The organism is Mycobacterium sp. IDUB_1 (assembly GCF_055419625.1).
This window is the reverse complement of the sequence record NZ_JBVAYA010000002.1, coordinates 673,867-695,380: the sequence shown is the minus strand read 5'-3', so window position 1 is coordinate 695,380 and position 21,514 is coordinate 673,867. Positions and strand designations below refer to the sequence as shown.

The following is a 21,514-nucleotide window of genomic DNA, read 5'->3' as shown; positions in this document are numbered from 1 at the left end:
GACGCCTGATCCGCATGCCGGCCTTCGGCGTTGCGGCTGTGCTGACTCCCCTGGTGCTGGCCGGCGCGGTCGGCGCTTCCGCGCCGTCACCCCACTCACCGTCCCGCGACACCGCGGTGATGCCGATGGCCGCGATCGCCCCCTCGTCACCGAGTTCCGCCGGAGCCTCGGTGGTCGCGGTCGCCAAGACCCCGACCCCGCTGCGGATCGCGGCAGCCACCGTGTCCGCACCCCCACCGGCCATCGTGGTCAATGCGCCCGGCACGCTGCGCATCCCGTCGATGGCTCTGGCGGCCTACCGCAACGCCGAAGCCAAGATGGCCGCGACCACGCCCGGCTGTGGGGTGAGCTGGAATCTGCTCGCCGGAATCGGCCGCATCGAGTCGATGCACGCCAACGGCGGCGCCACCGATGCCCGCGGCACCGCCGTGCGACCGATCTACGGCCCCAGCCTGGACGGCACGCTGCCGGGCAACGAGGTGATCGTCCAGAGCCGGGGCTCCGATCGTGTGGTCTACGCCCGCGCGCTGGGCCCGATGCAGTTCCTGCCCGGTACCTGGTCGCGCTACGCCGCCGACGGCGACGGCGACGGCAAGGCCGATGTGCAGAACGTCTTCGACGCGTCGCTGGCCGCCGCCCGTTACCTGTGCAGCGGCGGGCTCAACCTGCGCAACCAGCCCGACGTGCTGGCTGCGATCCTGCGCTACAACAACTCGATGGCCTACGCGCGCAACGTGCTGGGCTGGGCAGCGGCGTACGCGACGGGCGTGGTGCCGGTGGATCTCCCGCCGATCAGCGGCGAGGTGCCCGCGCTCGGCGACAGCCACCTGGACCGCCCCGAGGGACTCGGGCCCGGCATGCCACTCAACGCCGCAGGGCTGCCTGCCAACGATCCCTTGGCACTGCTGCAGCTGGGGCAGCGCACCGACGTCGCCGCCCTGATGAACACGAACGTCCCCGGGTTCGCGCCGGGACAATCACTCGGACCGTTGCCCGGCCCCGCACCCGAGGCAGCGCCGCAACCGGCGCCCGCACCCCCGCCCGCCTGGGTGCCGCCGTGGGTCACGCCGCCGCCGGCCCAGCAGCAGCCGCAGTGCGCGGTGTTCTGCATCAACTCTGCAGTCCCTCCGGCCGCCCCGCCGGCGATGCCGGCCGCTCAGCCATTGCCGCCCGCAGCGCCGCTGATGCCCGCCCAGCCTGCTCCGCCTCCGGCCGCCCCCGCCCTGCCGCCGGGACTGGGGCCGGCACCGGGACCCGCGCCCGGCCCGGTGGGCTGACGGCTCCGACCAGCGTCAGGCCTACACTCTCGGGTGATGTCTGACCACACCCCTGACCTGACTGGCCCCGACCTGACGAAAGCTGTCCGCGCCGCGCTGGCCAAGGTCATCGACCCCGAACTCCGACGCCCGATCACCGACATCGGCATGGTCAAGGACGTCACCGTCGACGCCGACGCGTCCGTGCACGTCGAGATCTACCTGACCACCTCGGCATGCCCGAAGAAGACGGAGATCTCCGAGCAGGTCACCCGAGCCGTCAGCGACGTGCCCGGCACCGGATCGGTCCGCGTGACGCTCGACGTCATGAACGACGAGCAGCGCGCCGAACTGCGCAAGCAGTTGCGCGGCGACTCCCGCGAACCGGTGATCCCGTTCGCCCAACCCGGCTCACTGACCCGCGTCTACGCGGTGGCATCGGGCAAGGGCGGCGTCGGGAAGTCCAGCGTCACAGTCAATCTGGCGGCCGCGATGGCGTCGAAGGGGCTGTCGGTCGGGGTGCTCGACGCCGACATCTACGGCCACTCCGTGCCTCGCATGATGGGCACCACGGACCGCCCCACCCAGGTCGACTCGATGATCCTGCCGCCGGTGGCCCACGACGTGCGGGTCATCTCGATCGCGATGTTCACCCAGGGCAACACACCCGTCGTCTGGCGTGGGCCGATGCTCCACCGCGCACTGCAGCAGTTCCTCGCCGACGTGTACTGGGGCGATCTGGACGTGCTGCTGCTGGACCTGCCGCCCGGCACCGGTGACATCGCGATCTCGGTGTCCCAGCTGATCCCCGGCGCCGAGATCCTCGTCGTCACCACGCCGCAGCTGGCCGCCGCGGAGGTCGCCGAGCGCGCCGGCGCCATCGCGCTGCAGACCCGTCAGCGCATCGCGGGCGTCGTCGAGAACATGTCCGGACTGGTGCTGCCGGACGGCTCGACGATGCACCTGTTCGGGGAGGGCGGCGGTCGACAGGTCGCCGAGAGCCTGTCGCGCTCCGTCGGCGCTGATGTCCCGCTTCTGGGCCAGGTGCCACTGGATCCGGCTCTGGTCAGCGCCGGGGACTCCGGGGTTCCGCTGGTGCTGAGCGCGCCGGAGTCGGCGGCCGGCACCGCATTGCGCTCGATCGCCGACGCCCTGTCGACCCGCAAGCGCGGGCTGGCGGGGATGTCACTGGGCCTCGACCCGGCCGGTCGCTGAGCCCCGCTACGTCGCGTCGGGGTCGAACTTGGTGGCGCCGGGCTCTTTCTTCACCGGGAACTGCGCTGGTCCCGGGCCGGACTGCGGCTTCTCTGTCGGTGTCTCCGGCGTCTGGGGTGTCTGTGGCGAGTCGAATCGTCCGGTGAAGATCGAGTCGTCGCCGTCGAGCAGGTGTTTGGTGAGCGCAGCGCGCGGCGTCATCCCGCGCAGCTTCTGCAGTTCCGAGAGTGGTTCCCGCAAGTCATCGAACTCGGGCCCGAGGTCCTCCCGGAGTTGGCTGGTGGCCCCGGAGATGTAGTCCCGGGCCTGTCGCACCGCACCCGATGTCCAGCGGATCGCACCAGGCAGCCGCTCCGGCCCCAGGATCACCAGACCGGCGATCACCAGGACCAGCATCTCGCCCCAACCCACGTTGGCGAACATGGGCCTAGGTGCTGTTGTCGGGGCCGGGAATGACGGTCAGGGTGACCCGACGGCCGTCGCGCATGACCTCGATGGGGGCGGGCTCACCGATCTTGAGCTGCCGGACCGCGACGACGAACTCGTCGGCGTCGGCGACGTCGCGGTTACCGACCTTGACGACGACGTCGTTCTCGAGGATGCCCGCGCGTTCCGCAGGGCCGCCCGCGGTCACGTTGGCGATCTGGGCACCCTTGGAGACGTCGTTGCTGACCGAGCGGGCGGTCAGGCCCAGCGTCGGGTGCGCGATCTTTCCGTCCTGGATCAGGGCCTCGACGACCTGCTTGACCTCGTTGACCGGGATCGCGAAGCCGAGCCCGCTGGCACTGTCGGACAGCGACTTGCCGGCGGTGTTGATGCCGATGACCTCGGAGTTCATGTTGATCAGCGGACCACCGGAGTTGCCGTGGTTGATCGATGCGTCGGTCTGCACGCCGTCGATCACGGTGTCGGTGTCCGACCCCTCGCCCGAGAGCGGGACGGGCCGGTGCAGCGCGCTGATGATGCCGTGGGTGACCGTGCTGCGCAGGCCAAGAGGAGCACCCGCGGCGATCACTTCTTCGCCCACGCGCAGCTTCTCCGAGTCGCCGAGGCGAGCCACCGCGAGGTTGTCGACGTTGTCGACCTTGAGGACCGCCAGGTCGGTCTTGGGGTCGCGACCGACGAGATTGGCAGGCACTTCCTTGCCGTCGTTGAAGACGACCGACATCTTGAACTTGCTCGGATTGGTCGCCGCCTCGGAGATCACGTGATTGTTGGTCACGATGTAGCCGCGGCCGTCGACGATGACACCGGAGCCCTGTGCGCCCTCCGTGTCGCTCTTCGCCTCGATCGTCACGACAGAGTCGGCGACCGCGGCGGCCACCTTCGCGAACTGGCCCTGCGGCGGCTCGCCGTTGTCGCTGGTCTCCAACGTCACCCTGGACGTGGTGAACGCCTCGACGACTTCGGCGGTCTTGCGACCGACCACGCCGCCGGCGACGCCGATGACCAAGGCGACGATCCCGAGCACCACGAGGGCGAACCAGGACACCCTGCCGCCGAAAAGCACATCACGCACGCCCAGCTTTCCGGCCGGGGCGGTCGGCGCCGCAGGCGCGACGTGTGTGACGGCCGGGGTGCCCAGCGCCACCGGGGCTCCGGGGTTGCGCCACGGATCGTCGACGTCGTCCCCGTCACCGTCGCGCTCCGCGTTCAGGGCGCCGGCGTCGGTCGGGTGGCGCTGCAGCGAATCGCCGCCGGGGTACGGGCGTCCGAAGGCCTCGGCGAGGACGGGGTCCGGCGGCTGATCCTTCGGCGCGTACTCGCCCTGGTCGCGGCTCTGCCCGCGACCGATGAACGATCCGCTCACCCCGTCGGGCCTGCCGAAGGCGCGCTTGGCGGCCGGATCGACCGGAGGCCGCGACACCGGGCGCGGTTCGAGACGCTCCCGACCGGTCTGGTCCAGATTGGTCACGCGTAGATCGCCCTTCTCGTCACCGTGTTCAGCACCTGCAAGTGTGAGACGCCAGCAATCAACGGCATCCGGGCCGGGCCGACGTCACCCTCACCCTACCGACGCTTCCGACGGGTGCGAGATGCACCGTCGGCCAGCTGCGGGGTGTCGGCCGGCCCCGATTCGTGTTCAGAATGTTGCAGAGGCGCATGCTGCGGGATCTGGGAGAGCAAGCCCAGCAAAGAGCTCGGCATCGCAACGGGGCACGCGTCGCGCAGCACTTCCCTGGCTTGGCGTTGGCTGTCGACCTCCATCGCGCACTCCGGGCACATCGACATGTGGTGAGCGGCACGCAGGTGCGCGCTCATTCGCAGTTCACCGTCGACGTACGCGGCGACGGCCTCGGTGGACAAGTGCTCGGTACTTCCGAACTGTCGAGGTCCGACGGGTGCGTCACTCTGCGCCGCGAACTGCGTGGGAAGCCAGGAGAAGGCGCGACGGAACGCATGTCCGGGATCGAACACCACCCGACTCCTCTCCGGTCATGGATGCAGGCCTGTCTCGAATGTAGCGCGGCTTTCTGTGCATTCGCCGTTCAACATCGCGACCGATATCAGGCCGATGCAGCCGAACCATGGATGGTCGTGATGTCACTGTGCCGAGCGAGGTACTCGCGCAGCGCCTGCCGACCACGATGGATGCGGCTGCGCACGGTGCCGAGCTTGACGCCCAGCGTCGCGCCGATCTCCTCGTAGGACAAACCTTCGATATCGCACAGCACCACCGCGGCGCGGAACTCCGGGGCGAGCGAGTCCAGCGCGGCTTGCAGATCCGGACCCAGCCGCGAGTCGTGGTAGATCTGCTCGGGGTTCGGCTCGTCCGCCGGCACCCGCTCGTAATCCTCGGGCAGCGCCTCCATGCGGATACGTCCGCGGCGGCGCACCATGTCGAGGAACAGGTTCGTGGTGATGCGGTGCAGCCAGCCCTCGAAGGTGCCCGGCTGATAGTTCTGGACCGACCGGAACACCCTGATGAAGGTCTCCTGGGTCAGGTCCTCGGCGTCGTGCTGGTTGCCCGACAGACGGTAGGCCAGCCGGTAGACGCGGTCGGCGTGCTGGCGGACGAGTTCGTCCCAGCTCGGCATGGCGGCGTGATCGCCGGTGGCGTCGAAGACGGCCGTGCCGGTCAACTCGTCGGTGGTCTCCACCCATTCGGCCTCGGTGAACTGCTCGAGATGAGCCATCGAGACGGGCGCAGAGACGGGGGCAGCGCTGCTGCCGGGGGCTTGGGTGGTCGTCAGATCCTCCAGGTCGTGCGGACTGTTCTGCGGCACGGAACTCGGCGTGTACCGCTCGGCCGAGACAACGCGGCGCAGTGAGACATTCTTCCCGCGGTCAGCGATCTCGTCGCGGTGCGCGGCGTCTGTCATGCGAACACGTTCTCCCGTCGTGGTGAGCCAGGCATATGAGCAAACTGAACATTTCCTGAGAATGCTCGCTACCCATTTTCGACCAGCGGAAACGCCGCACCCGCCCGGAGCGGCGGCTCTCGCGGCGAGCGGGCGTGTCGACGTACCGGCGCCGCGGCCGACGCTCTACGCTGCGGGCATGTCGAGCACCGACGAGCCCACCGCCGGCGACGGCGAGTCCCCGGTCGCCCCGAGTGCCGCCGAGGCGATCGTCAGCCACGCGGAACACTCCATCTCCGAGGATGCCATCGTCGCTGCCGCGCGGGAGCGGGCCGTCGACATCGGCGCAGGAGCGGTGACGCCCGCGGTCGGTGCTCTGCTGTGCGTCCTGGCCAAGCTGACCAGCGCCAAGGCGGTGGTCGAGGTCGGCACCGGTGCCGGCGTCAGCGGGTTGTGGCTGCTGTCCGGCATGCGCGAGGACGGCGTGCTGACCACGATCGACGTCGAGCCCGAACACCAGCGGATCGCCAAGCAGGCGTTCACCGAGGCCGGCGTCGGCCCGGGCCGCACCCGGTTGATCAGCGGGCGCGCCCAGGAAGTGCTGACGCGACTGGCCGACGAGACCTACGACCTGGTGTTCATCGACGCCGCGCCCAGCGACCAGCCTCAGTTCGTGGTCGAAGGGGTGCGGTTGCTGCGGCCGGGCGGTGCGATCGTCGTGCACCGCGCGGCGCTGGGCGGACGGGCCGGCGACGCCACCGCCAAAGACGCCGAAGTCAGTGCGGTGCGTGAGGCAGCCCGCCTGATCGCCGAGGACGAGCGGCTGACTCCGGTGCTGATCCCCCTCGGCGACGGCCTGCTGGCCGCTGCCCGCGACTGAATTTTCTCTGCCGAGCAGACACAAACTCCGGCGCGTCGACGGTGACGCGCCGGAGTTTGCGTCTGCTCGCGATGATCTCTTGACCCGCGACTAAACACGCGTTTAGCCTACTAAACATGCGTTCAGCCGATGATCTGACCGCGGTGGCCCGGATTCGAGACGCCGCCATCGACCTGTTCGGCCGAGACGGGTTCAGGGTCAGCGTGCGAGCGATCGCGGCGGCCGCCGGTGTGAGCCCCGGCCTGGTGATCCACCACTTCGGCAGCAAGGACAACCTGCACCGCACCTGCGACGACTACGTCGCCGAGACGATCCGCGCCGCGAAGTCCGAGTCGATCCAAGCATCTGACCCTGCGACGTGGCTCGCTCAGATGGCCGAGATCGAGCAGTACGCGCCGATGATGGCTTACCTGGTGCGCAGCCTTCAGTCGGGTGGGGAGCTGGCAAAGGCCCTGTGGCACACGATGATCGACAACACCGGGCAATACATCGACGAAGGAGTCCGTGCGGGCACCATCAAGCCCAGCGTGGACCCGACGGCGCGTGCCCGGTTTCTGGGCATGACCGGCGGTGGCGCCTTCCTTCTCTACCTGCAGCTCCACCCCGACCCCTCCGATCTGCGCGCGGTCCTGCGCGACTACAGCGAGGAGATGGTGTTACCGGCGCTGGAGCTCTACACCCACGGCCTGATGACCGATTCGACGATGTACGACGCCTTCCTCGACAGGCGCCGACAAGGCATTCCGTTCACACAAGGAGAACCAGATGAGTGAGCATGCTGCGATAGACGTACGGTCGCTGACCAAGACGTTCGGTGTGGTCCGAGCACTCGACGGCCTCGACCTCCAGGTCGCCGACGGTGAGGTGCACGGCTTCCTCGGACCCAATGGCGCGGGCAAGTCCACCACCATCCGCGTCCTGCTCGGCCTCGCCCGCGCCGACTCCGGAACGGTGCGCGTACTCGGCGCCGACCCGTGGACCGATGCCGTCACTCTGCATCGCCAGTTGGCTTATGTGCCCGGCGATGTCACGCTCTGGCCGACACTCACCGGCGGCGAGACCATCGACCTGCTGGCCCGCATGCGGGGCGGCATCGACACGAAGCGTCGCGACGAGCTCGTCGAGCGGTTCAGCCTCGACCCCACGAAGAAAGCGCGCACCTACTCCAAGGGCAACCGGCAAAAGGTGTCGCTGGTATCGGCGTTCTCCTCCCGCGCACGCCTTCTCCTGCTCGATGAACCCAGCACCGGCCTCGATCCGTTGATGGAGAACATCTTTCAGCAGTGCGTCGGCGAGGCTCGCGATCGCGGGGTCACCGTCCTGCTCTCCAGCCACATCCTCGCCGAGACTGAGGCGCTGTGCGACCGGGTGACCATCATCCGAGACGGCCGAACCGTCGAGAGCGGCTCACTGGACTCGATGCGCCATCTGTCGCGCACCTCCATCACGGCCGAATTGCTCCGCACACCTGGTGATCTCACCACCATTCCCGGTGTCGACGACGTCACCGTCGACGGCACGACCGTGCGCGCGCACGTCGACGCGGAGAGCTTGACACAGGTGATGAAGGTGCTCGGCGACGCCGGGGTGCGCAGCCTGGTCAGCCAACCGCCCACCCTCGAAGAGCTGTTCCTGCGCCACTACGACACCACAGACACCGCTGACACCACAGACACCGAGCAGGTGCACGCATGACCGCGCTGCTCGAGCGCCCCCACCCGGCGCACGAGGCACCCAGCCGCGGGACGGGCCTGTCCGGCACCCTGGACCTGTTGCGGCTCTTCGCCCGTCGGGACCGAATCGTGTTGCCGCTGTGGGTGTTTCTGCTGTCGGTTCCGCTCTCGACGGTCTACGTCGGCGCCACCGCGGCCGTGTACCCCACCGAGGCGGACCGCGCGTCGCTGGCCGCGTCGATCATGGCCAGTCCGGCGCAGCGCGCTCTCTACGGGCAGATCTACACAGACAGTTTGGGTTCGGTCGGCATCTGGAAGGCCGGCATGTTCCACACGCTGATCGCGGTCGCGGTGATCCTCACGGTTATTCGCCACACCCGCGGCGACGAGGAAGCGGGCCGCACCGAGCTGCTCGATTCCACGGCCATCGGTCGCTACGCCGGACTGACCGCGGCGGTGCTGCTCGCCGCCGGTGCGTCCGTCGCGACGGGAGCCATCGGTACCGTCGGCCTGCTCACCCAGAACGTGCCCGCCACCGGCTCGGTGGCGTTCGGAGCCGCCCTCACCTGCTCGGGCCTGGTGTTCACCGCGGTGGCCGCCGTCACGGCCCAGGTGTCGCCGAGCGCCCGTGTCACGCGGGGCGCCGCGTTCGCGGTGCTCGGTACCGCGTTCACACTGCGGGCGGTCGGCGACGCCGGCACTCGCGCCGCGTTCCTGAGCTGGCTCTCGCCGCTCGGGTGGTCGCTGCAGGTCCGGCCCTACGCCGGTGAGAGGTTTGCCGTTCTGGCACTGCATGTCGCGTTGACCGTCGCCCTGCTGGCAATCGGCTATCTGCTGCTGTCCCGGCGCGACGTCGGCGCGGGACTGCTCGCCGAGCGCCCCGGCCCGTCCCACGCCCCAACAGCGTTGAGTGGAGCGGTCGGACTGGCGTGGCGTCTGGACCGCGGGGCGCTGCTCGTGTGGACGGTGGGTGTGAGTCTCTACGGCCTGCTGATCGGCAGCATCGTGCACGGTATCGGCGAAGAGATGGGCGGCAGCCAGGTCGCCCGCGACATCGTGGCACGCCTCGGCGGTTCCAGTGCGATCGAGCAGGCGTTCATCTCGGTGGCGTTCAGCATGCTCGGCATGATCGCGGCGGCCTTCGCCGTCTCGCTGGCGCTGCGGTTGCACCAGGAGGAGAGCGGTCAACGCGCGGAAGTCGTGCTGGCCGGAGCCGTCAGTCGAACCCGTTGGCTGACAAGCCATCTGGTGTTCGCGATCGGCGGCCCGACCGCGGCGCTGGTGGTCGCCGGCCTGGCCACCGGGCTGACCTACGGCGCCGCAGTCGGCGACGTCGGCAGCACGCTCCCGACCGTGCTCGGCACCGCAGCCGTCCAACTGCCCGCGGTGTGGCTGCCCGCCGCGGTGGCCGTGGCACTGTTCGGCGTCGTGCCGCGCTGGGCGCCGGCCGCGTGGGCCGTTCTCGTCGCGTTCATCGCGGTGTTCATGATGGGGTCACTGGCGAACGCGCCGCAGTGGCTGCTCGACCTGGAGCCGTTCAGCCACGTCCCCCACGTCGGTACCGGTGACTTCACCGTCGTGCCGCTGGTATGGCTGCTCTGTCTCGACGCGGCGGCGATCGCCCTGGGCGCCATCGGTTTTCGACGGCGTGATCTGCGCTGACCGTGAAGATCATCCTGCAGGCCCTCGCGTCGGCGGTTCTCGGGATCCTGTGCCTCGGTCTGGCGTTGTTCGTACCGGCCGGCACCGTGAGCTACTGGCCGGGATGGGGTTTCATCGCGGTCTTCACCGCGTGTTCGGTGGCCTCCGGCGCGTACCTCGCGATGCGCCGGCCCGATGCTCTGGCACGCCGGATGAAGGTGGGGCCGACGGCGGAGAAACGTCCGGTGCAGCGGGTCATCATCACCGCGACCGTGGTGGCGGTGTTCGCGACGCTCGTCGTCGGTGCGCTGGACTGGAGGTTCGGCTGGTCCACAGTTCCGGTCTGGCTCGTCGTCCTCGGCGATGTCATGGTCGCCATGGGGCTACTCGGCGCCCAATGGGTTGTGGTGCAGAACGAGTGGGCCGGCGCGAGTATCACCGTCGAGGACAACCAGCCGGTGGTGTCGACCGGACTCTACGCTCTCGTCCGCCACCCGATGTACAGCGCGACGCTGGTGATGATGGCCGGGATGCCGCTGGCGCTGGGCTCGCTGTGGGCGTTTGTCGTCGTGCTGGCAGCAGTCCCGCTGCTCGTCGCGCGAATCCATGATGAAGAGCGCGCGCTCACCGCCGACCTGACCGGTTATCCGGAATACATGCAGCAGGTGAGATTTCGGCTGATCCCTCACCTGTGGTGAGCCCATACTGAGCCCATGGAAGTGCTGACCGGGTTCGGGCTGGCGAGCGCGGCGGGGCTCAACGCCTACATCCCTCTACTGGCGCTGGGACTGCTGGCCCGGTGCACCGACCTGGTCACTCTGCCGTCGGGCTGGGCGTGGCTCGAGAACGGGTGGGTGATGGCCATCGTGGCGGTGTTGCTGGCCGTCGAGGTCGTCGCCGACAAGGTGCCCGCCCTCGACAGCGTCAACGACACCGTCCAGACGCTCGTCCGGCCCACCGCAGGTGGAATCGTGTTCGGCTCCGGCACCGCGGCACAGACGTCCGCCGTCACCGATCCGGGCGCCTTCGCACAGTCCGGTCAGTGGATTCCCGTCGCCGCCGGTGTCGTCGTCGCCCTGGTGGTGTCGCTGACGAAGTCGACGGTCAGACCTGCGGCCAACGTCGCGACGGCAGGCATGGCCGCGCCGGTGCTCAGCACGATCGAAGACGTCGTCAGCGTGCTGCTCGTGGTGCTGGCGATCCTGGTCCCGGCCCTGGTTCTGGTCGCGCTCGTCGTTATGGCTTGGGCCGCAATCCGGCTGATCCGGCGCCGTCGACGTTCCTCGAAAGCCGCCATCCGCTGAGGACCCGGGGCTAGACCCAGACGCCCTTGCCGACTGCCACGACGCCGCCGGCGCTGACCGAGAATCGTTCCCGGTCCTTGTCCAGGTCGACGCCGACCATCTCCCCCGGGCCGACCACGACGTTCTTGTCGAGAATGGCGTGCCGCACGACCGCGCCGCGGCCGATCCGCGCACCCGGCATGATCACGCTGCCCTCGACGATCGCACCGTCGTCGACGGCGACGTTCGACGACAGCACCGAATTGCGCACCGATGCCGCCGAGATGATGCTGCCGGCGCCGACGACGGACTCCTGAGCCGAGCCGCCGTTGACGAACTTGGCCGGCGCCAGGTTCTCGGAGCTGCCACGGATGGGCCACCGCTTGTTGTAGAGGTTGAAGATCGGGTGCACGGAAACCAGATCCATGTGGGCGTCGTAGAACGCGTCCAGGGTCCCGACGTCGCGCCAGTAGCCGTGGTCGCGCTCCGTCGCGCCCGGCACCTCGTTGTTGTTGAAGTCGTACACCGACGCCATGCCGTCGGACACCAGCCGCGGGATGATGTCGCCACCCATGTCGTGGTCGGAGTCGTCGTCTTCGGCGTCGGCACGGATCGCGTCGATCAGCACCTTGGTGGTGAAGATGTAGTTGCCCATCGACACGAACGTCTGCTCGGGATCGTCGGGCGTCCCCGGCGGGTCGGCGGGCTTTTCGATGAACCCGCGAATGCGCCCCGACTCGTCAGCGTCGATGCAGCCGAACGCGCTGGCTTCGGCGCGCGGCACGCGGATTCCGGCGACGGTCGCGCCGGCGCCGCTGTCGATGTGCTGCTGCACCATCTGCTCCGGATCCATCCGGTAGACGTGGTCGGCGCCGAAGATCACGATGTAGTCGGGGTCCTCGTCGTAGATGAGGTTCATCGACTGGTAGATCGCATCGGCCGAGCCGGTGTACCACCGCGGGCCGAGACGCTGCTGCGCCGGCACCGGGGTGATGTACTCGCCGGCAAGCCCCGACAGCCGCCAGTTCTGCGAGATGTGCCGATCCAGCGAATGCGACTTGTATTGAGTGAGAACGCAGATCCGCAGGAATCGGGCGTTGACCAGATTCGAGAGCACGAAGTCGATCAGCCGGTAGGCGCCGCCGAACGGAACCGCGGGCTTGGCGCGATCGGCTGTCAACGGGTACAGCCGTTTACCTTCTCCGCCGGCCAGGACGATGCCCAGCACGTGTGGCGCTTCCCTCATGTAAACCAACCTATCGGCAGGTTGTGACGGGGGCCAGCTATTGGCGGGCATTGGCGCGTTCTCGGCTCCACGCCACGGCACGAGCATCAGGACAAGTGCATCAAGACAATTGAGGATGCGGCGCCGACCGCGGGCCCATCTGGGTACGGTCACTCCATGCGGTCGGCAGTGGATAGGTCCATGCGAGTGGCGATGATGACGCGGGAATACCCACCGGAGGTCTACGGCGGCGCCGGAGTTCACGTCACCGAGCTGGTCGCGCAGCTGCGCAATCTGTGCGAGGTCGACGTGCACTGCATGGGTGCGCCACGACCGGGGGTGACGGTCGCGGCGCCGGATCCGGCGCTGGCGGGCGCCAACGCCGCGCTGTCCACGTTGTCCGCGGACCTCACCATGGTCAACGGCAGTTCCGCGGCCACTGTGGTGCACTCCCACACCTGGTACACCGGCATGGCCGGGCATCTGGCGGCGCTGCTCTACGGCGTGCCGCACGTGCTGACGGCGCATTCGCTGGAACCGATGCGGCCGTGGAAGGCCGAGCAGCTCGGCGGCGGATACCGCATCTCGTCGTGGGTGGAGAAGACGGCCGTGGAAGCCGCGGACGCGGTGATCGCGGTCAGCTCGGGAATGCGCGGCGACGTGCTCCGCACCTACCCGGCGCTGGACCCCGACCGGGTGCACGTGGTGCGCAACGGCATCGACACCGACGTCTGGTACCCCGCCCAATCCGGTACCGAACCCGACCCCGAGCAGTCCGTGCTCGCCGACCTGGGGGTTGACACGAGCCGTCCGATCGTCGCGTTCGTCGGCAGGATCACCCGACAGAAGGGCGTCGCGCACCTGGTGGCCGCGGCTCACCACTTCGCACCGGAGGTGCAGCTCGTCCTGTGCGCCGGTGCGCCCGACACCCCGGAGATCGCCGAGGAGGTGGCTTCGGCAGTCCAGCAGCTGTCCAGCGTCCGCACGGGCGTGTTCTGGGTGCGAGAGATGCTGCCGACCGCCAAGATCCGCGAGATCCTCACCGCTGCAACAGCTTTCGTCTGCCCGTCGGTGTACGAACCACTGGGCATCGTCAACCTCGAGGCGATGGCATGCGGAACGGCCGTGGTCGCGTCCGACGTGGGCGGTATTCCCGAGGTGGTCGACGACGGCCGCACCGGCCTGCTCGTGCACTACGACCCCAGCGATGCGGCCGCGTTCGAGCGTGACCTCGCCGAGGGCGTCAACGCGTTGGTGGCGGACCCGCAGCGCGCCGCGACGTTCGGCGCTGCGGGCCGAGCCCGCTGTATCGAGGAGTTCTCGTGGGCACAGATCGCCGAACAGACCCTGGAGATCTACCGCAAGGTCTGTTGAACGCCCGAGGCGCTAGCTGGTGACGCCCTTGAGTTCGTCGCCGAGGGCGGCCGCCTCATCCGGAGTCAGCTCGACGACCAATCGTCCGCCGCCTTCCAGTGGTACCCGCATCACGATGCCGCGCCCCTCCTTGGTTGCTTCCAGTGGACCGTCGCCGGTCCGGGGCTTCATCGCCGCCATCGAGTGCCTCCTCCACATGGGCGTGCCCGTCAGGGCCCGATTGGTCATGCACGCACCGATGACGTCGAACGCTGACAGCATCGGCTCTGAACTGCTTCAGACGTCCATTGTTCCCTATCGACGCCGTCTCGTGTGCAAAGACCCGCTATAGCTGGGCCTACAGGTCCGTTCGCGGCACCCAACAGTCCGCGACGTGGTCGTCCACCATGCCGGTCGCCTGCATCAGTGCGTACGCCGTCGTGGGACCGACGAACCGGAATCCCCGACGCTTGAGTTCCTTGGCCATCGCGGTGGATTCCGGCGACGTGGCCGGCACCGCCGACAGCTCGGCGGGCCTCGGCCGGGTGGCCGGCGCGAAAGACCACAGCAGGTCCGCCAGATCGCCGCCCGCATCGGTCAGGTCGACGACGGCTTGGGCATTGGCGATCGTGGCCTCGATCTTCGACCGGTTACGCACGATGCCGACGTCAGACATCAAACGCTCGACGTCGTGCGCGGTGTAGCGGGCCACGCGCTCGACGTCGAAGCCGTCGAATGCCACGCGGAAGTTATCCCGCTTACGCAGAATGATCAGCCACGACAGCCCGCTCTGGAACGCTTCGAGGGTGATTCGCTCGAACAGCGCACCCGAATCGCGTAGCGGCCGCCCCCACTCTGTGTCGTGATAGTCGCGGTAGAGCACGAAGTCGTCGTCGGACAGGCGCGCCTGGTCTATCCAGCCGCAGCGGACCCGACCATCCGAGGAGACCGTCATGCGCCGTGCTGAGGAAGGTCACGCGACGCCCGCACGGCGGCGAGCTCCTCACGCAGCTCGTCGATCTCGCGGCCCAGGCGCTCGAGCGCCCAGTCGACCTCACTGGCCTTGTAGCCCCGCAGCGTCTGGGTGAACTTCAGCGCCTCGACGTCGGCCCCGGTGATCTCGGTGGCGGGCAGTGCGGTGGCCGTGGTCGCCTGCGGCAGCGGCGGCAGCACCTCACCCCGGCCGAACAGCACACTGCCGATCGCGAAGAGCACGATGCCGACGAGCACCAGCACGACGAGGTAGAGCAGAACGAGTGTCACACGTCGATAGTGCCTCAGCGCACCGACAAGGTCAGCGTCAGCGGGGCCTTCAACGAGGGCGGAGCGTGACCATCGGCGGCCGGTCGTCCAACGACACCGACGACGTGCGGGGCGTGTAATCCTCGCCGTCGGCGAAGAACTGTGTCAGCCCGACGCCCGAGTCCGGGATGCCGCAGCGTTGCAGGAGCGTCGCGATGACCTGTCGGCTCATCGAGGCCAGTTCTGTCAGCGGACGGTTGCGGTGGGTGCGGACGCCCAGGTTCACCTGTGCGATCCCGTCGAGTCCCAGCCGGTCATAGGCGTCGACCAGCAGGCCGATCTCCACGCCGTAGCCCGGGGCGAAAGGTACCGCGGTCAGCAGCTCCCTGGTGCCGGCGTACTCGCCGCCGAGCGGTTGGTACAGGCACGTCAGCTCAGGGCGCAGCGCGGCCAGCAGGGGCCGGGCCACCAGCTCGGTGACGCGACCGCCACCGTTGGCGTCCTCGCGGCCGCTGACCTTGAGCGGGCGCCGGTAGAAACCCTTGACCAGGTGCACGCCGTCGGCGGTGAGCAACGGGCCGAGCAGCTTGGGCACGAACATCGGGTCCGGATCGAGCAGATCGGAGTCGACGAACGCGATCAGGTCGCCGGTGGTAGCGGCCAATGACCGCCACAGCACCTCGCCCTTGCCGGGCGCTGGTGCCACTTCGGGCAGCGCAGCTTCGCGGCTGATGACGCGCGCCCCAGCGGCCAGCGCGCGGATCTCGGTGTCGTCAGTGGACCCGGAGTCGAGCACGACGAGCTCGTCGACCAGTCCGCCCAGTAGCGGCGTGATCGTCTCGACGACGCCGGCCACGGTCTCTTCCTCGTTCAGCGCCGGGAGCACCACCGAGACGGTGCGGCCTTTCTTCGCGGCCTCCAACTCGGCGACCGTCCATGCCGGACGGCTCCAGCTGTGGTCGGTCAGCCAGCGGTGTTCGGCCATTCCCTGGGGGCCCATTCCCGTGACGCGCTCGGACAACACCGTCATGCCAGTCCCCTCACCGTGCGTTGTGGCGGACGGACGCCGCGAATCGACGCCACCATCTCCAGTACCCGACGTGTGGGGCCCACCTCGTGCACGCGGAACATGGCTGCTCCCTCGGCGGCCGCGAGTGCGGTCGCCGCCAGGGTGCCCTCCAGGCGTTCGGTGAGTCCCACACCCAGAGTCTCCCCGACGAAATCCTTGTTGCTCAGGGCCATCAGGACGGGCCATCCAGTGTTAACAAGCTCTTTTACATGCCGCAACAAACTAAGACCGTGGTAAGTGTTCTTGCCGAAATCGTGTGTGGGATCGATGACGATGCCGTCCCGTCGCACGCCGGCGGCCAGGGCCCGATCGGCGGCCGCGGTCACCTCGGCGACGACGTCGTCGACCACACCACGCTCGGAGATCCCGTAGTTCACCCGGAACGGACGGGTGCGCGGGACCGCGCCGCCGGTGTGCGAACACACCAGGCCCGCGCCGAATTCGGCGGCGACGGACGGCAGGTCGGGGTCTGCGCCGCCCCAGGTGTCATTGATCAGGTCGGCACCTGCCGCGCAGGCCTGTTTGGCCACCTCGGCGCGCCAGGTGTCGACGCTGATGAGCTGGTCCGGGAAGGTGTCACGCAGCCATTCGATGAACGGCACGACGCGGGCGATCTCCTCGTCGACGTCGACGGTTTGCCCCGGGCCGGCCTTGACCCCGCCCACGTCGACGATGTCGGCGCCGTCGGCGACGACGCGGTGGGCAGCGTCTTTGGCGGCCTCGTCACTGAACGTGGCGCCACGGTCGTAGAAGGAATCCGGTGTCCGGTTCACGATCGCCATGATCAGCGCGCGATCGCCGGCCACCGGCCGCCCGAGAAACGTCGACTGCACGTCCCCAGGCTACGGACCGTGCGATTTCGGCGTGGTTGTCGTCGCTGAGCGACGACGACCACGCCGAAATCACCCGACTACTTGGGCTTCTTGCCCGCGGCGACCTCTTCGGGGTACTCGTCGTAGAACGGCACGTAACCCTCGTCCTTGCCGGAGAGCACGTAGATCGGATCCTCGATCTCCACGTCCTCGGAGTCGTCGTCGTCACCGGAGGCCTTGCCGTAGCCCTCTTTGCGGAGGTCACCCTTCTGCGACTTGAACGTCGACGTGTGGGCCAGCTCCTCGACCACGCGCACGAACAGCGGCACGGCGTAGCCGGGCAGCTTGTCGAAGGCAGCCTTGGCCAGCGACTTGCCGTCGAACTCCTTGCCCTCCTTGAGCTGCACGGCAGCCATGCCCGCCCGACCACCGGCGCCGGGCACCTCGACGCCGAACACCGTGGCCTCCTCGACCTGCGGGTCGGTCGAGATCGCGGCCTCGACCTCGGTGGTGGCGACATTCTCGCCCTTCCACCGGAACGTGTCGCCGAGGCGGTCGGTGAACGCGGCATGCCCGAAGCCCTGGGCGCGCATCAGGTCGCCGGTGTTGAACCAGACGTCGCCCTCCTTGAAGGCGTCGCGTACCAGCTTCTTCTCTGTGGCTTCTTTGTCGGTGTAGCCGTCGAAGGGCTGGAAGTTGCTCACCTTGGACAGCAGCAGGCCAGGCTGGCCGGTCTTCACCTTCCGTAGCCGACCCTTGTCGTCGCGCTTGGGGTCCCCGGTCTCCTCGTCGTACTCGACGAACGCCACCGGGGTGGGGCAGATGCCAGTCGTCTTGTCGATGTTGAGCACGTTGACGAACGCCGTGTTGCCCTCGCTGGCCGCGTAGAACTCGCAGACCCGCTTGATGCCGAACCGTTCGGTGAACTCGTCCCAGATCGCCGGCCGCAGCCCGTTGCCTGCGATCACCCGGACCTTGTGCTGGCGGTCGGTCGGCTTCTCCTCCTTACCGAGCAGGTAGGTGCAGATCTCGCCGATGTAGACGAACGCGGTGGCCTCGTAGCGGATGACGTCGTCCCAGAACTTCGACGCCGAGAACGACTTGCCCAGCGCCAGCGTCGCACCGGAATTCAGCACCGACGACAGCGCGACCGTCAGAGCGTTGTTGTGGTACAGCGGCAGGCAGCAGTACAGCGTGTCGTTGCTGTTGAGCCGCATGCCCAGGCCGCCGAACCCGGCCAGCGCCCGCAGCCAGCGGTAGTGCGTCATCACGCTGGCCTTGGGCATACCCGTCGTGCCCGAGGTGAAGATGTAGAACGCCTTGTCCTTGGCCAGCACGGCCGACGTGGTGGCGGGATTACTGGTGGGCGCGCCCTGCGCCTTCTCCTTCATCTCGTCGACGGTGACCACCCCGGAGGTGTCCGCGCCGCTCTCGGTGATCGGATCGACCAGGTCGACCTCGGCGATCACGACCTTGGCCTCGAGCAGGCCGAGGCTGTGTTTGAGCACGTCACCGCGCTGGTGGTAGTTCAGCATCCCGGCGATGGCGCCGCATTTGACCGCGGCGAGCATCAGCAGCACCGAATCCGGGGAGTTGCGCAGCATGACACCGACGACGTCACCGTGGCCCACACCGCGCGCCGCCAGCACCGCGGCGTACCGGTTGACGGTCTCGTTGGCCTCGCCGTAGGTCAGTTCGATGTCGTCGAACTTGATGAACACCTTGTCCGCGTAGCGGCCCGCGCGATCCTGGAAGACTTTGCCGATAGAGGTCTTCGCCGTCGGACGGGCCAGAAACCCGGTGACGACGCCCTGCACGATCGTCGGTGTGTCCATCAGCAATCCCGGTACTTGGCTCGCGATGTCGAGAACCCCGACACTGCTCCGCTTACCGGATTTACCGCTCATTCGCGCTCCCCTTGATCGTCTGTGGTCGTTGTCGTGCGTGGCTGTCGCCGGTGGTTGTTGTGCCGGTCACACTAGCCCGGCGCGCAGGCAGCCAGAGCGGCCTCGATGTCGTCGACGACCGTCAGACGCGCCAGCGCGCCCTCGCCGACATAGCCGCTCTGGACCAACCCGCGTAGCCAGTCCAGCAGCCCCTCGTAGTGCCCCCACGTGTCGAGCATCACGATTGGCTTGGTGTGCATACCCAAATAGCCCGCTGTCCAGGCCTCGAAGAATTCTTCGAGGGTGCCGATGCCGCCGGGCAGCGCGATGAAGGCGTCGGCGCGGTCCTCCATGATCTGTTTGCGTTCGCGCATCGTGTCGGTGACGACGAGCTCGTCGGCCTCGGTGTCGGCCACCTCGCGATGCACCAGCGCCTTCGGGATCACCCCCACCGTCCGCCCGCCGTGGGAGCGGGCTGCCGCGGCCACCTCCCCCATCGCCGAGACGTTTCCGCCGCCGGAGACCAGCGTCCAGCCGCGGTCGGCGATGGCGGCGCCCAGGCGCCGGGCGAGGTCGAGCAACCGGGATTCGGTGGGGCCAGAGGCGCAGTACACGCAGACGGCCCATCTGCGATCGGGTTCCGGGGACACGACCTAAAACTTAGCCATAGGCTGGGCCGGTGCCCGTGCCCACGCCTGTCACCTGGGTGACCGCACCCGACGAGCCGGCCCTGGCACAGCTGGAAGCGGGGGTGCGCGATCGTGCGGGCGCGGCCCTGATCGGGCCTGCCGGCGTGGGCAAGACGTGGCTGTTGCGCCGGGCGGCCGAGCGGCTCGGAGCCGACGTCCCGCGGGTGGACTGGGTGCGCGCGACGGCGACCCGGACCGCGATCCCATTCGCCGCCGTCGACCATCTCGTCGACGTTCCCGACACCGGGACGACGGCGGCCGTCCTGCGGGCGGCCCGCGACCGGCTCGGCGACGGTCGGCTGCTGGTGATCGACGATGCGCATCTGCTCGATCCGCTGTCGGCCGCCCTGATCTACCAGGTGGCGGTCAGCGGGACAGTGAGCATTCTGTTGTCGGCGAGCGTCTCGGCGAACTCGGTGCCCGCCGAGGTCAGCGCACTGTGGCACGACGGGCTGGTGGCCCGCATCGACCTGCAGCCGCCCGGGCACGACGACGACCGGTTGATGGCCCATGTCGGCGACTTCGTCGACGCGGTGACGCCCCAGGCGCGCCGGGTGCTGGAGTACCTGGCGGTGTGCGATCCGCTGAGTCTCGAGGATCTGGCGGTGTTGACGAGCGCCGGTGCGGTCGACGACGCCACCGTGGCCGGGGTGATCACGGTCGACGAGGACGGGGTGCGTCCGGCACATCCTCTGTTCGGTGACGCCGTGCGTGCGGCGTTGGGCGGGCCCGAGATCCGGCGGCTGCGCACAGCCGTGGTGGGGCGCCTGTCGCAGGCGGGTCCGCGGGGCGTGGTCGCCCGGCTGCATCTGGCGGCGCTGGCCGTGGGCAGCGACACGCCACCGCCGGTGGCGCAGGTGTGCGCGGCGGCCAGCGATGCCTTACGGCTCGGCGATCTGGAGCTGTCCGAGCGGCTGGGGCAGGCCGCGCTGGCGCAGGCGCCCGATCTGGGTGCCCGCCTGACGGTCGGGTACGCGTTGGCGTGGCAGGGCCGCGGCCGCGACGCGGATGCGGTGCTGGCCGAGGTGGAGCCCGCCGGACTGACCGAGGGCGAATTGCTCGCGTGGGCGTTGCCGACGGCGGCCAACCAGTTCTGGATGCTCTCGGAGCCCGAGCGCGCGACAGCGTTCCTGCAGACCACCCGCGGCAAGGTGAGCTCGCCCGCGGCGCGGACCACGCTGGACGCGCTGTCGGCGACGTTCGCGATGAACGCAGGCAACCTCGGCAGGGCCGTCGAACTCGCCGACGAGGTGCTCGGATCGTCGGTCGCCGACGAGACCGCACTCGGCTGGGCGGGTTCGGCCGCGGCGCTGTGCGCGGCCCGCATGGGACGGTTCGCCGACGTCGACGCGCTCGCCGAGCGGGCGATGTCAGCCGGCCAGCCCGGCCTGCTGCGGTTCACCAGCGGCTTCGGCCAGACGACCGCGCTGCTGATGGCCGGGGAGCCCCATCGCGCGCTGGCGTTGGCGCAGCGGCTCACCGATTTCGCCCAGCGCCGCCAGCCCGGTCGCGCAATCGGTGAGGTGCTCGTCGCCGACGTGCTGATCGCCACCGGCGAGACGGCGCGGGCGGTGGCGCTGTTGCGTGCCTCGGCCGCGGCCCTGGCACCGACGGGGTATTCGTGGGGGCCGCTGGCCTGGATGCTGCTGGCGCAGGCCCTGGGCCGGCTCGGCGAGACCGTCGAGGCTGGAAAAGCGTTGTCGCGGGCGGAGTCTCGGCACGGCCTCAAGTCGATGCTGTTCGCACCGGAGCTTGCGCTGGCGCGGGCGTGGACGATGTTGGCGCGCCGGGACGCCCACGGCGCGGTGGCGGCGGCCCGGGATGCGGTCAAGGCCGCGGAACGGGGCGGGCAACAGGCCGTGGCATTGCGGGCCGCGGCCGACGCTGTGGCGCTGGGCGATCCGCGGGGCGCCGACACGGTGAGCCGGCTCGCGGGCGAGGTGCCGTGCGCTTTCGGGCGTGCCGCGGTGGCCGCATCCGCCTGAATC

At 69.0% G+C, this 21,514-nt stretch carries 22 protein-coding genes; 10 read left to right on the top strand and 12 right to left on the bottom strand.

Annotated elements, in window-relative coordinates:
• Nucleotides 1–14 precede the first annotated feature (14 nt).
• Nucleotides 15–1,277, top strand: coding sequence for a lytic transglycosylase domain-containing protein (locus ACZYYX_RS16400; RefSeq protein WP_463815594.1), 1,263 nt, complete (start codon nucleotides 15–17; stop codon nucleotides 1,275–1,277).
• Between the two features lie 36 nt (nucleotides 1,278–1,313).
• Nucleotides 1,314–2,471 carry an Mrp/NBP35 family ATP-binding protein gene (locus tag ACZYYX_RS16395; protein ID WP_463815593.1) on the top strand — a complete coding sequence of 386 codons (1,158 nt, stop codon included), beginning with the start codon at nucleotides 1,314–1,316 and terminating at the stop codon, nucleotides 2,469–2,471.
• Between the two features lie 6 nt (nucleotides 2,472–2,477).
• Here ACZYYX_RS16395 and tatB read toward each other — a convergent pair whose 3' ends face one another.
• The 4 genes from tatB to sigE form a co-directional block, all read right to left on the bottom strand.
• Nucleotides 2,478–2,894, bottom strand: a complete 417-nt coding sequence (gene tatB / locus ACZYYX_RS16390) for a Sec-independent protein translocase protein TatB (RefSeq protein WP_463815592.1) — start codon at nucleotides 2,892–2,894, stop codon at nucleotides 2,478–2,480.
• A gap of 4 nt (nucleotides 2,895–2,898) precedes the next feature.
• Nucleotides 2,899–4,386, bottom strand: coding sequence for a serine protease HtrA (htrA, locus tag ACZYYX_RS16385; protein WP_463815591.1), 1,488 nt, complete (start codon nucleotides 4,384–4,386; stop codon nucleotides 2,899–2,901).
• Nucleotides 4,387–4,481: 95 nt separating this feature from the next.
• A complete protein-coding gene (gene rseA / locus ACZYYX_RS16380) occupies nucleotides 4,482–4,889 on the bottom strand; it encodes an anti-sigma E factor RseA (protein ID WP_463815589.1) in 408 nt (135 codons plus the stop codon).
• 89 nt (nucleotides 4,890–4,978) lie between these two features.
• Complete coding sequence (gene sigE, locus ACZYYX_RS16375; protein ID WP_463815588.1) at nucleotides 4,979–5,794, bottom strand: RNA polymerase sigma factor SigE; 816 nt, start codon at nucleotides 5,792–5,794, stop codon at nucleotides 4,979–4,981.
• A gap of 178 nt (nucleotides 5,795–5,972) precedes the next feature.
• On the opposite strand from sigE, the gene ACZYYX_RS16370 reads away from it, so the two are divergent.
• The 6 genes from ACZYYX_RS16370 to ACZYYX_RS16345 all read left to right on the top strand — a co-directional run bounded on the left by ACZYYX_RS16370 (nucleotide 5,973) and on the right by ACZYYX_RS16345 (nucleotide 11,271).
• A complete protein-coding gene (locus ACZYYX_RS16370) occupies nucleotides 5,973–6,653 on the top strand; it encodes an O-methyltransferase (protein WP_463815587.1) in 681 nt (226 codons plus the stop codon).
• A 116-nt stretch (nucleotides 6,654–6,769) separates the two neighbouring features.
• Nucleotides 6,770–7,426 carry a TetR/AcrR family transcriptional regulator gene (locus ACZYYX_RS16365; protein WP_463815586.1) on the top strand — a complete coding sequence of 219 codons (657 nt, stop codon included), beginning with the start codon at nucleotides 6,770–6,772 and terminating at the stop codon, nucleotides 7,424–7,426.
• The gene (locus ACZYYX_RS16360) at nucleotides 7,419–8,348 is read left to right on the top strand and encodes an ABC transporter ATP-binding protein (protein WP_463815585.1); all 930 of its coding nucleotides are present in this window, start codon (nucleotides 7,419–7,421) and stop codon (nucleotides 8,346–8,348) included. The genes ACZYYX_RS16365 and ACZYYX_RS16360 overlap by 8 nt, the downstream gene beginning before the upstream one ends.
• Nucleotides 8,345–9,988 carry an ABC transporter permease gene (locus ACZYYX_RS16355; RefSeq protein WP_463815584.1) on the top strand — a complete coding sequence of 548 codons (1,644 nt, stop codon included), beginning with the start codon at nucleotides 8,345–8,347 and terminating at the stop codon, nucleotides 9,986–9,988. The genes ACZYYX_RS16360 and ACZYYX_RS16355 overlap by 4 nt, the downstream gene beginning before the upstream one ends.
• Before the next feature lie 2 nt (nucleotides 9,989–9,990).
• Nucleotides 9,991–10,665 carry a methyltransferase family protein gene (locus tag ACZYYX_RS16350; protein WP_463815583.1) on the top strand — a complete coding sequence of 225 codons (675 nt, stop codon included), beginning with the start codon at nucleotides 9,991–9,993 and terminating at the stop codon, nucleotides 10,663–10,665.
• Between the two features lie 15 nt (nucleotides 10,666–10,680).
• Complete coding sequence (locus ACZYYX_RS16345; RefSeq protein ID WP_463815582.1) at nucleotides 10,681–11,271, top strand: DUF4126 domain-containing protein; 591 nt, start codon at nucleotides 10,681–10,683, stop codon at nucleotides 11,269–11,271.
• Nucleotides 11,272–11,281: 10 nt separating this feature from the next.
• Here the strand turns inward: ACZYYX_RS16345 and glgC are convergent, their stop codons facing one another.
• Nucleotides 11,282–12,496 (bottom strand): glucose-1-phosphate adenylyltransferase, encoded by a 1,215-nt coding sequence (glgC, locus tag ACZYYX_RS16340; RefSeq protein ID WP_463815581.1) that lies wholly within the window; start codon nucleotides 12,494–12,496, stop codon nucleotides 11,282–11,284.
• Between the two features lie 180 nt (nucleotides 12,497–12,676).
• Between glgC and glgA the strand changes: the two genes are divergently transcribed.
• Nucleotides 12,677–13,849 (top strand): glycogen synthase, encoded by a 1,173-nt coding sequence (gene glgA, locus ACZYYX_RS16335; protein WP_463815827.1) that lies wholly within the window; start codon nucleotides 12,677–12,679, stop codon nucleotides 13,847–13,849.
• Nucleotides 13,850–13,861: 12 nt separating this feature from the next.
• On the opposite strand, the gene ACZYYX_RS16330 is transcribed toward glgA, so the two are convergent.
• The 7 genes from ACZYYX_RS16330 to ACZYYX_RS16300 form a co-directional block, all read right to left on the bottom strand.
• The gene (locus tag ACZYYX_RS16330; RefSeq protein WP_003406247.1) at nucleotides 13,862–14,029 is read right to left on the bottom strand and encodes a DUF3117 domain-containing protein; all 168 of its coding nucleotides are present in this window, start codon (nucleotides 14,027–14,029) and stop codon (nucleotides 13,862–13,864) included.
• A gap of 157 nt (nucleotides 14,030–14,186) precedes the next feature.
• Nucleotides 14,187–14,783 (bottom strand): DNA-3-methyladenine glycosylase I, encoded by a 597-nt coding sequence (locus tag ACZYYX_RS16325; protein WP_463815580.1) that lies wholly within the window; start codon nucleotides 14,781–14,783, stop codon nucleotides 14,187–14,189.
• Nucleotides 14,780–15,091, bottom strand: a complete 312-nt coding sequence (locus ACZYYX_RS16320) for a DivIVA domain-containing protein (RefSeq protein ID WP_463815579.1) — start codon at nucleotides 15,089–15,091, stop codon at nucleotides 14,780–14,782. The genes ACZYYX_RS16325 and ACZYYX_RS16320 overlap by 4 nt, the downstream gene beginning before the upstream one ends.
• 49 nt (nucleotides 15,092–15,140) lie before the next feature.
• A complete protein-coding gene (locus ACZYYX_RS16315; RefSeq protein WP_463815577.1) occupies nucleotides 15,141–16,100 on the bottom strand; it encodes a glucosyl-3-phosphoglycerate synthase in 960 nt (319 codons plus the stop codon).
• On the bottom strand, nucleotides 16,097–16,921 hold the full coding sequence (folP, locus tag ACZYYX_RS16310) for a dihydropteroate synthase (RefSeq protein ID WP_463815826.1): 825 nt from the start codon (nucleotides 16,919–16,921) through the stop codon (nucleotides 16,097–16,099). Before folP ends, ACZYYX_RS16315 begins: the two co-directional genes overlap by 4 nt.
• A gap of 128 nt (nucleotides 16,922–17,049) precedes the next feature.
• On the bottom strand, nucleotides 17,050–18,858 hold the full coding sequence (fadD6, locus tag ACZYYX_RS16305) for a long-chain-acyl-CoA synthetase FadD6 (RefSeq protein WP_463815575.1): 1,809 nt from the start codon (nucleotides 18,856–18,858) through the stop codon (nucleotides 17,050–17,052).
• Nucleotides 18,859–18,929: 71 nt separating this feature from the next.
• Nucleotides 18,930–19,487, bottom strand: coding sequence for an LOG family protein (locus tag ACZYYX_RS16300; RefSeq protein ID WP_463815574.1), 558 nt, complete (start codon nucleotides 19,485–19,487; stop codon nucleotides 18,930–18,932).
• Between the two features lie 29 nt (nucleotides 19,488–19,516).
• On the opposite strand from ACZYYX_RS16300, the gene ACZYYX_RS16295 reads away from it, so the two are divergent.
• Nucleotides 19,517–21,511, top strand: a complete 1,995-nt coding sequence (locus tag ACZYYX_RS16295; protein ID WP_463815573.1) for an AAA family ATPase — start codon at nucleotides 19,517–19,519, stop codon at nucleotides 21,509–21,511.
• Nucleotides 21,512–21,514 lie beyond the last annotated feature (3 nt).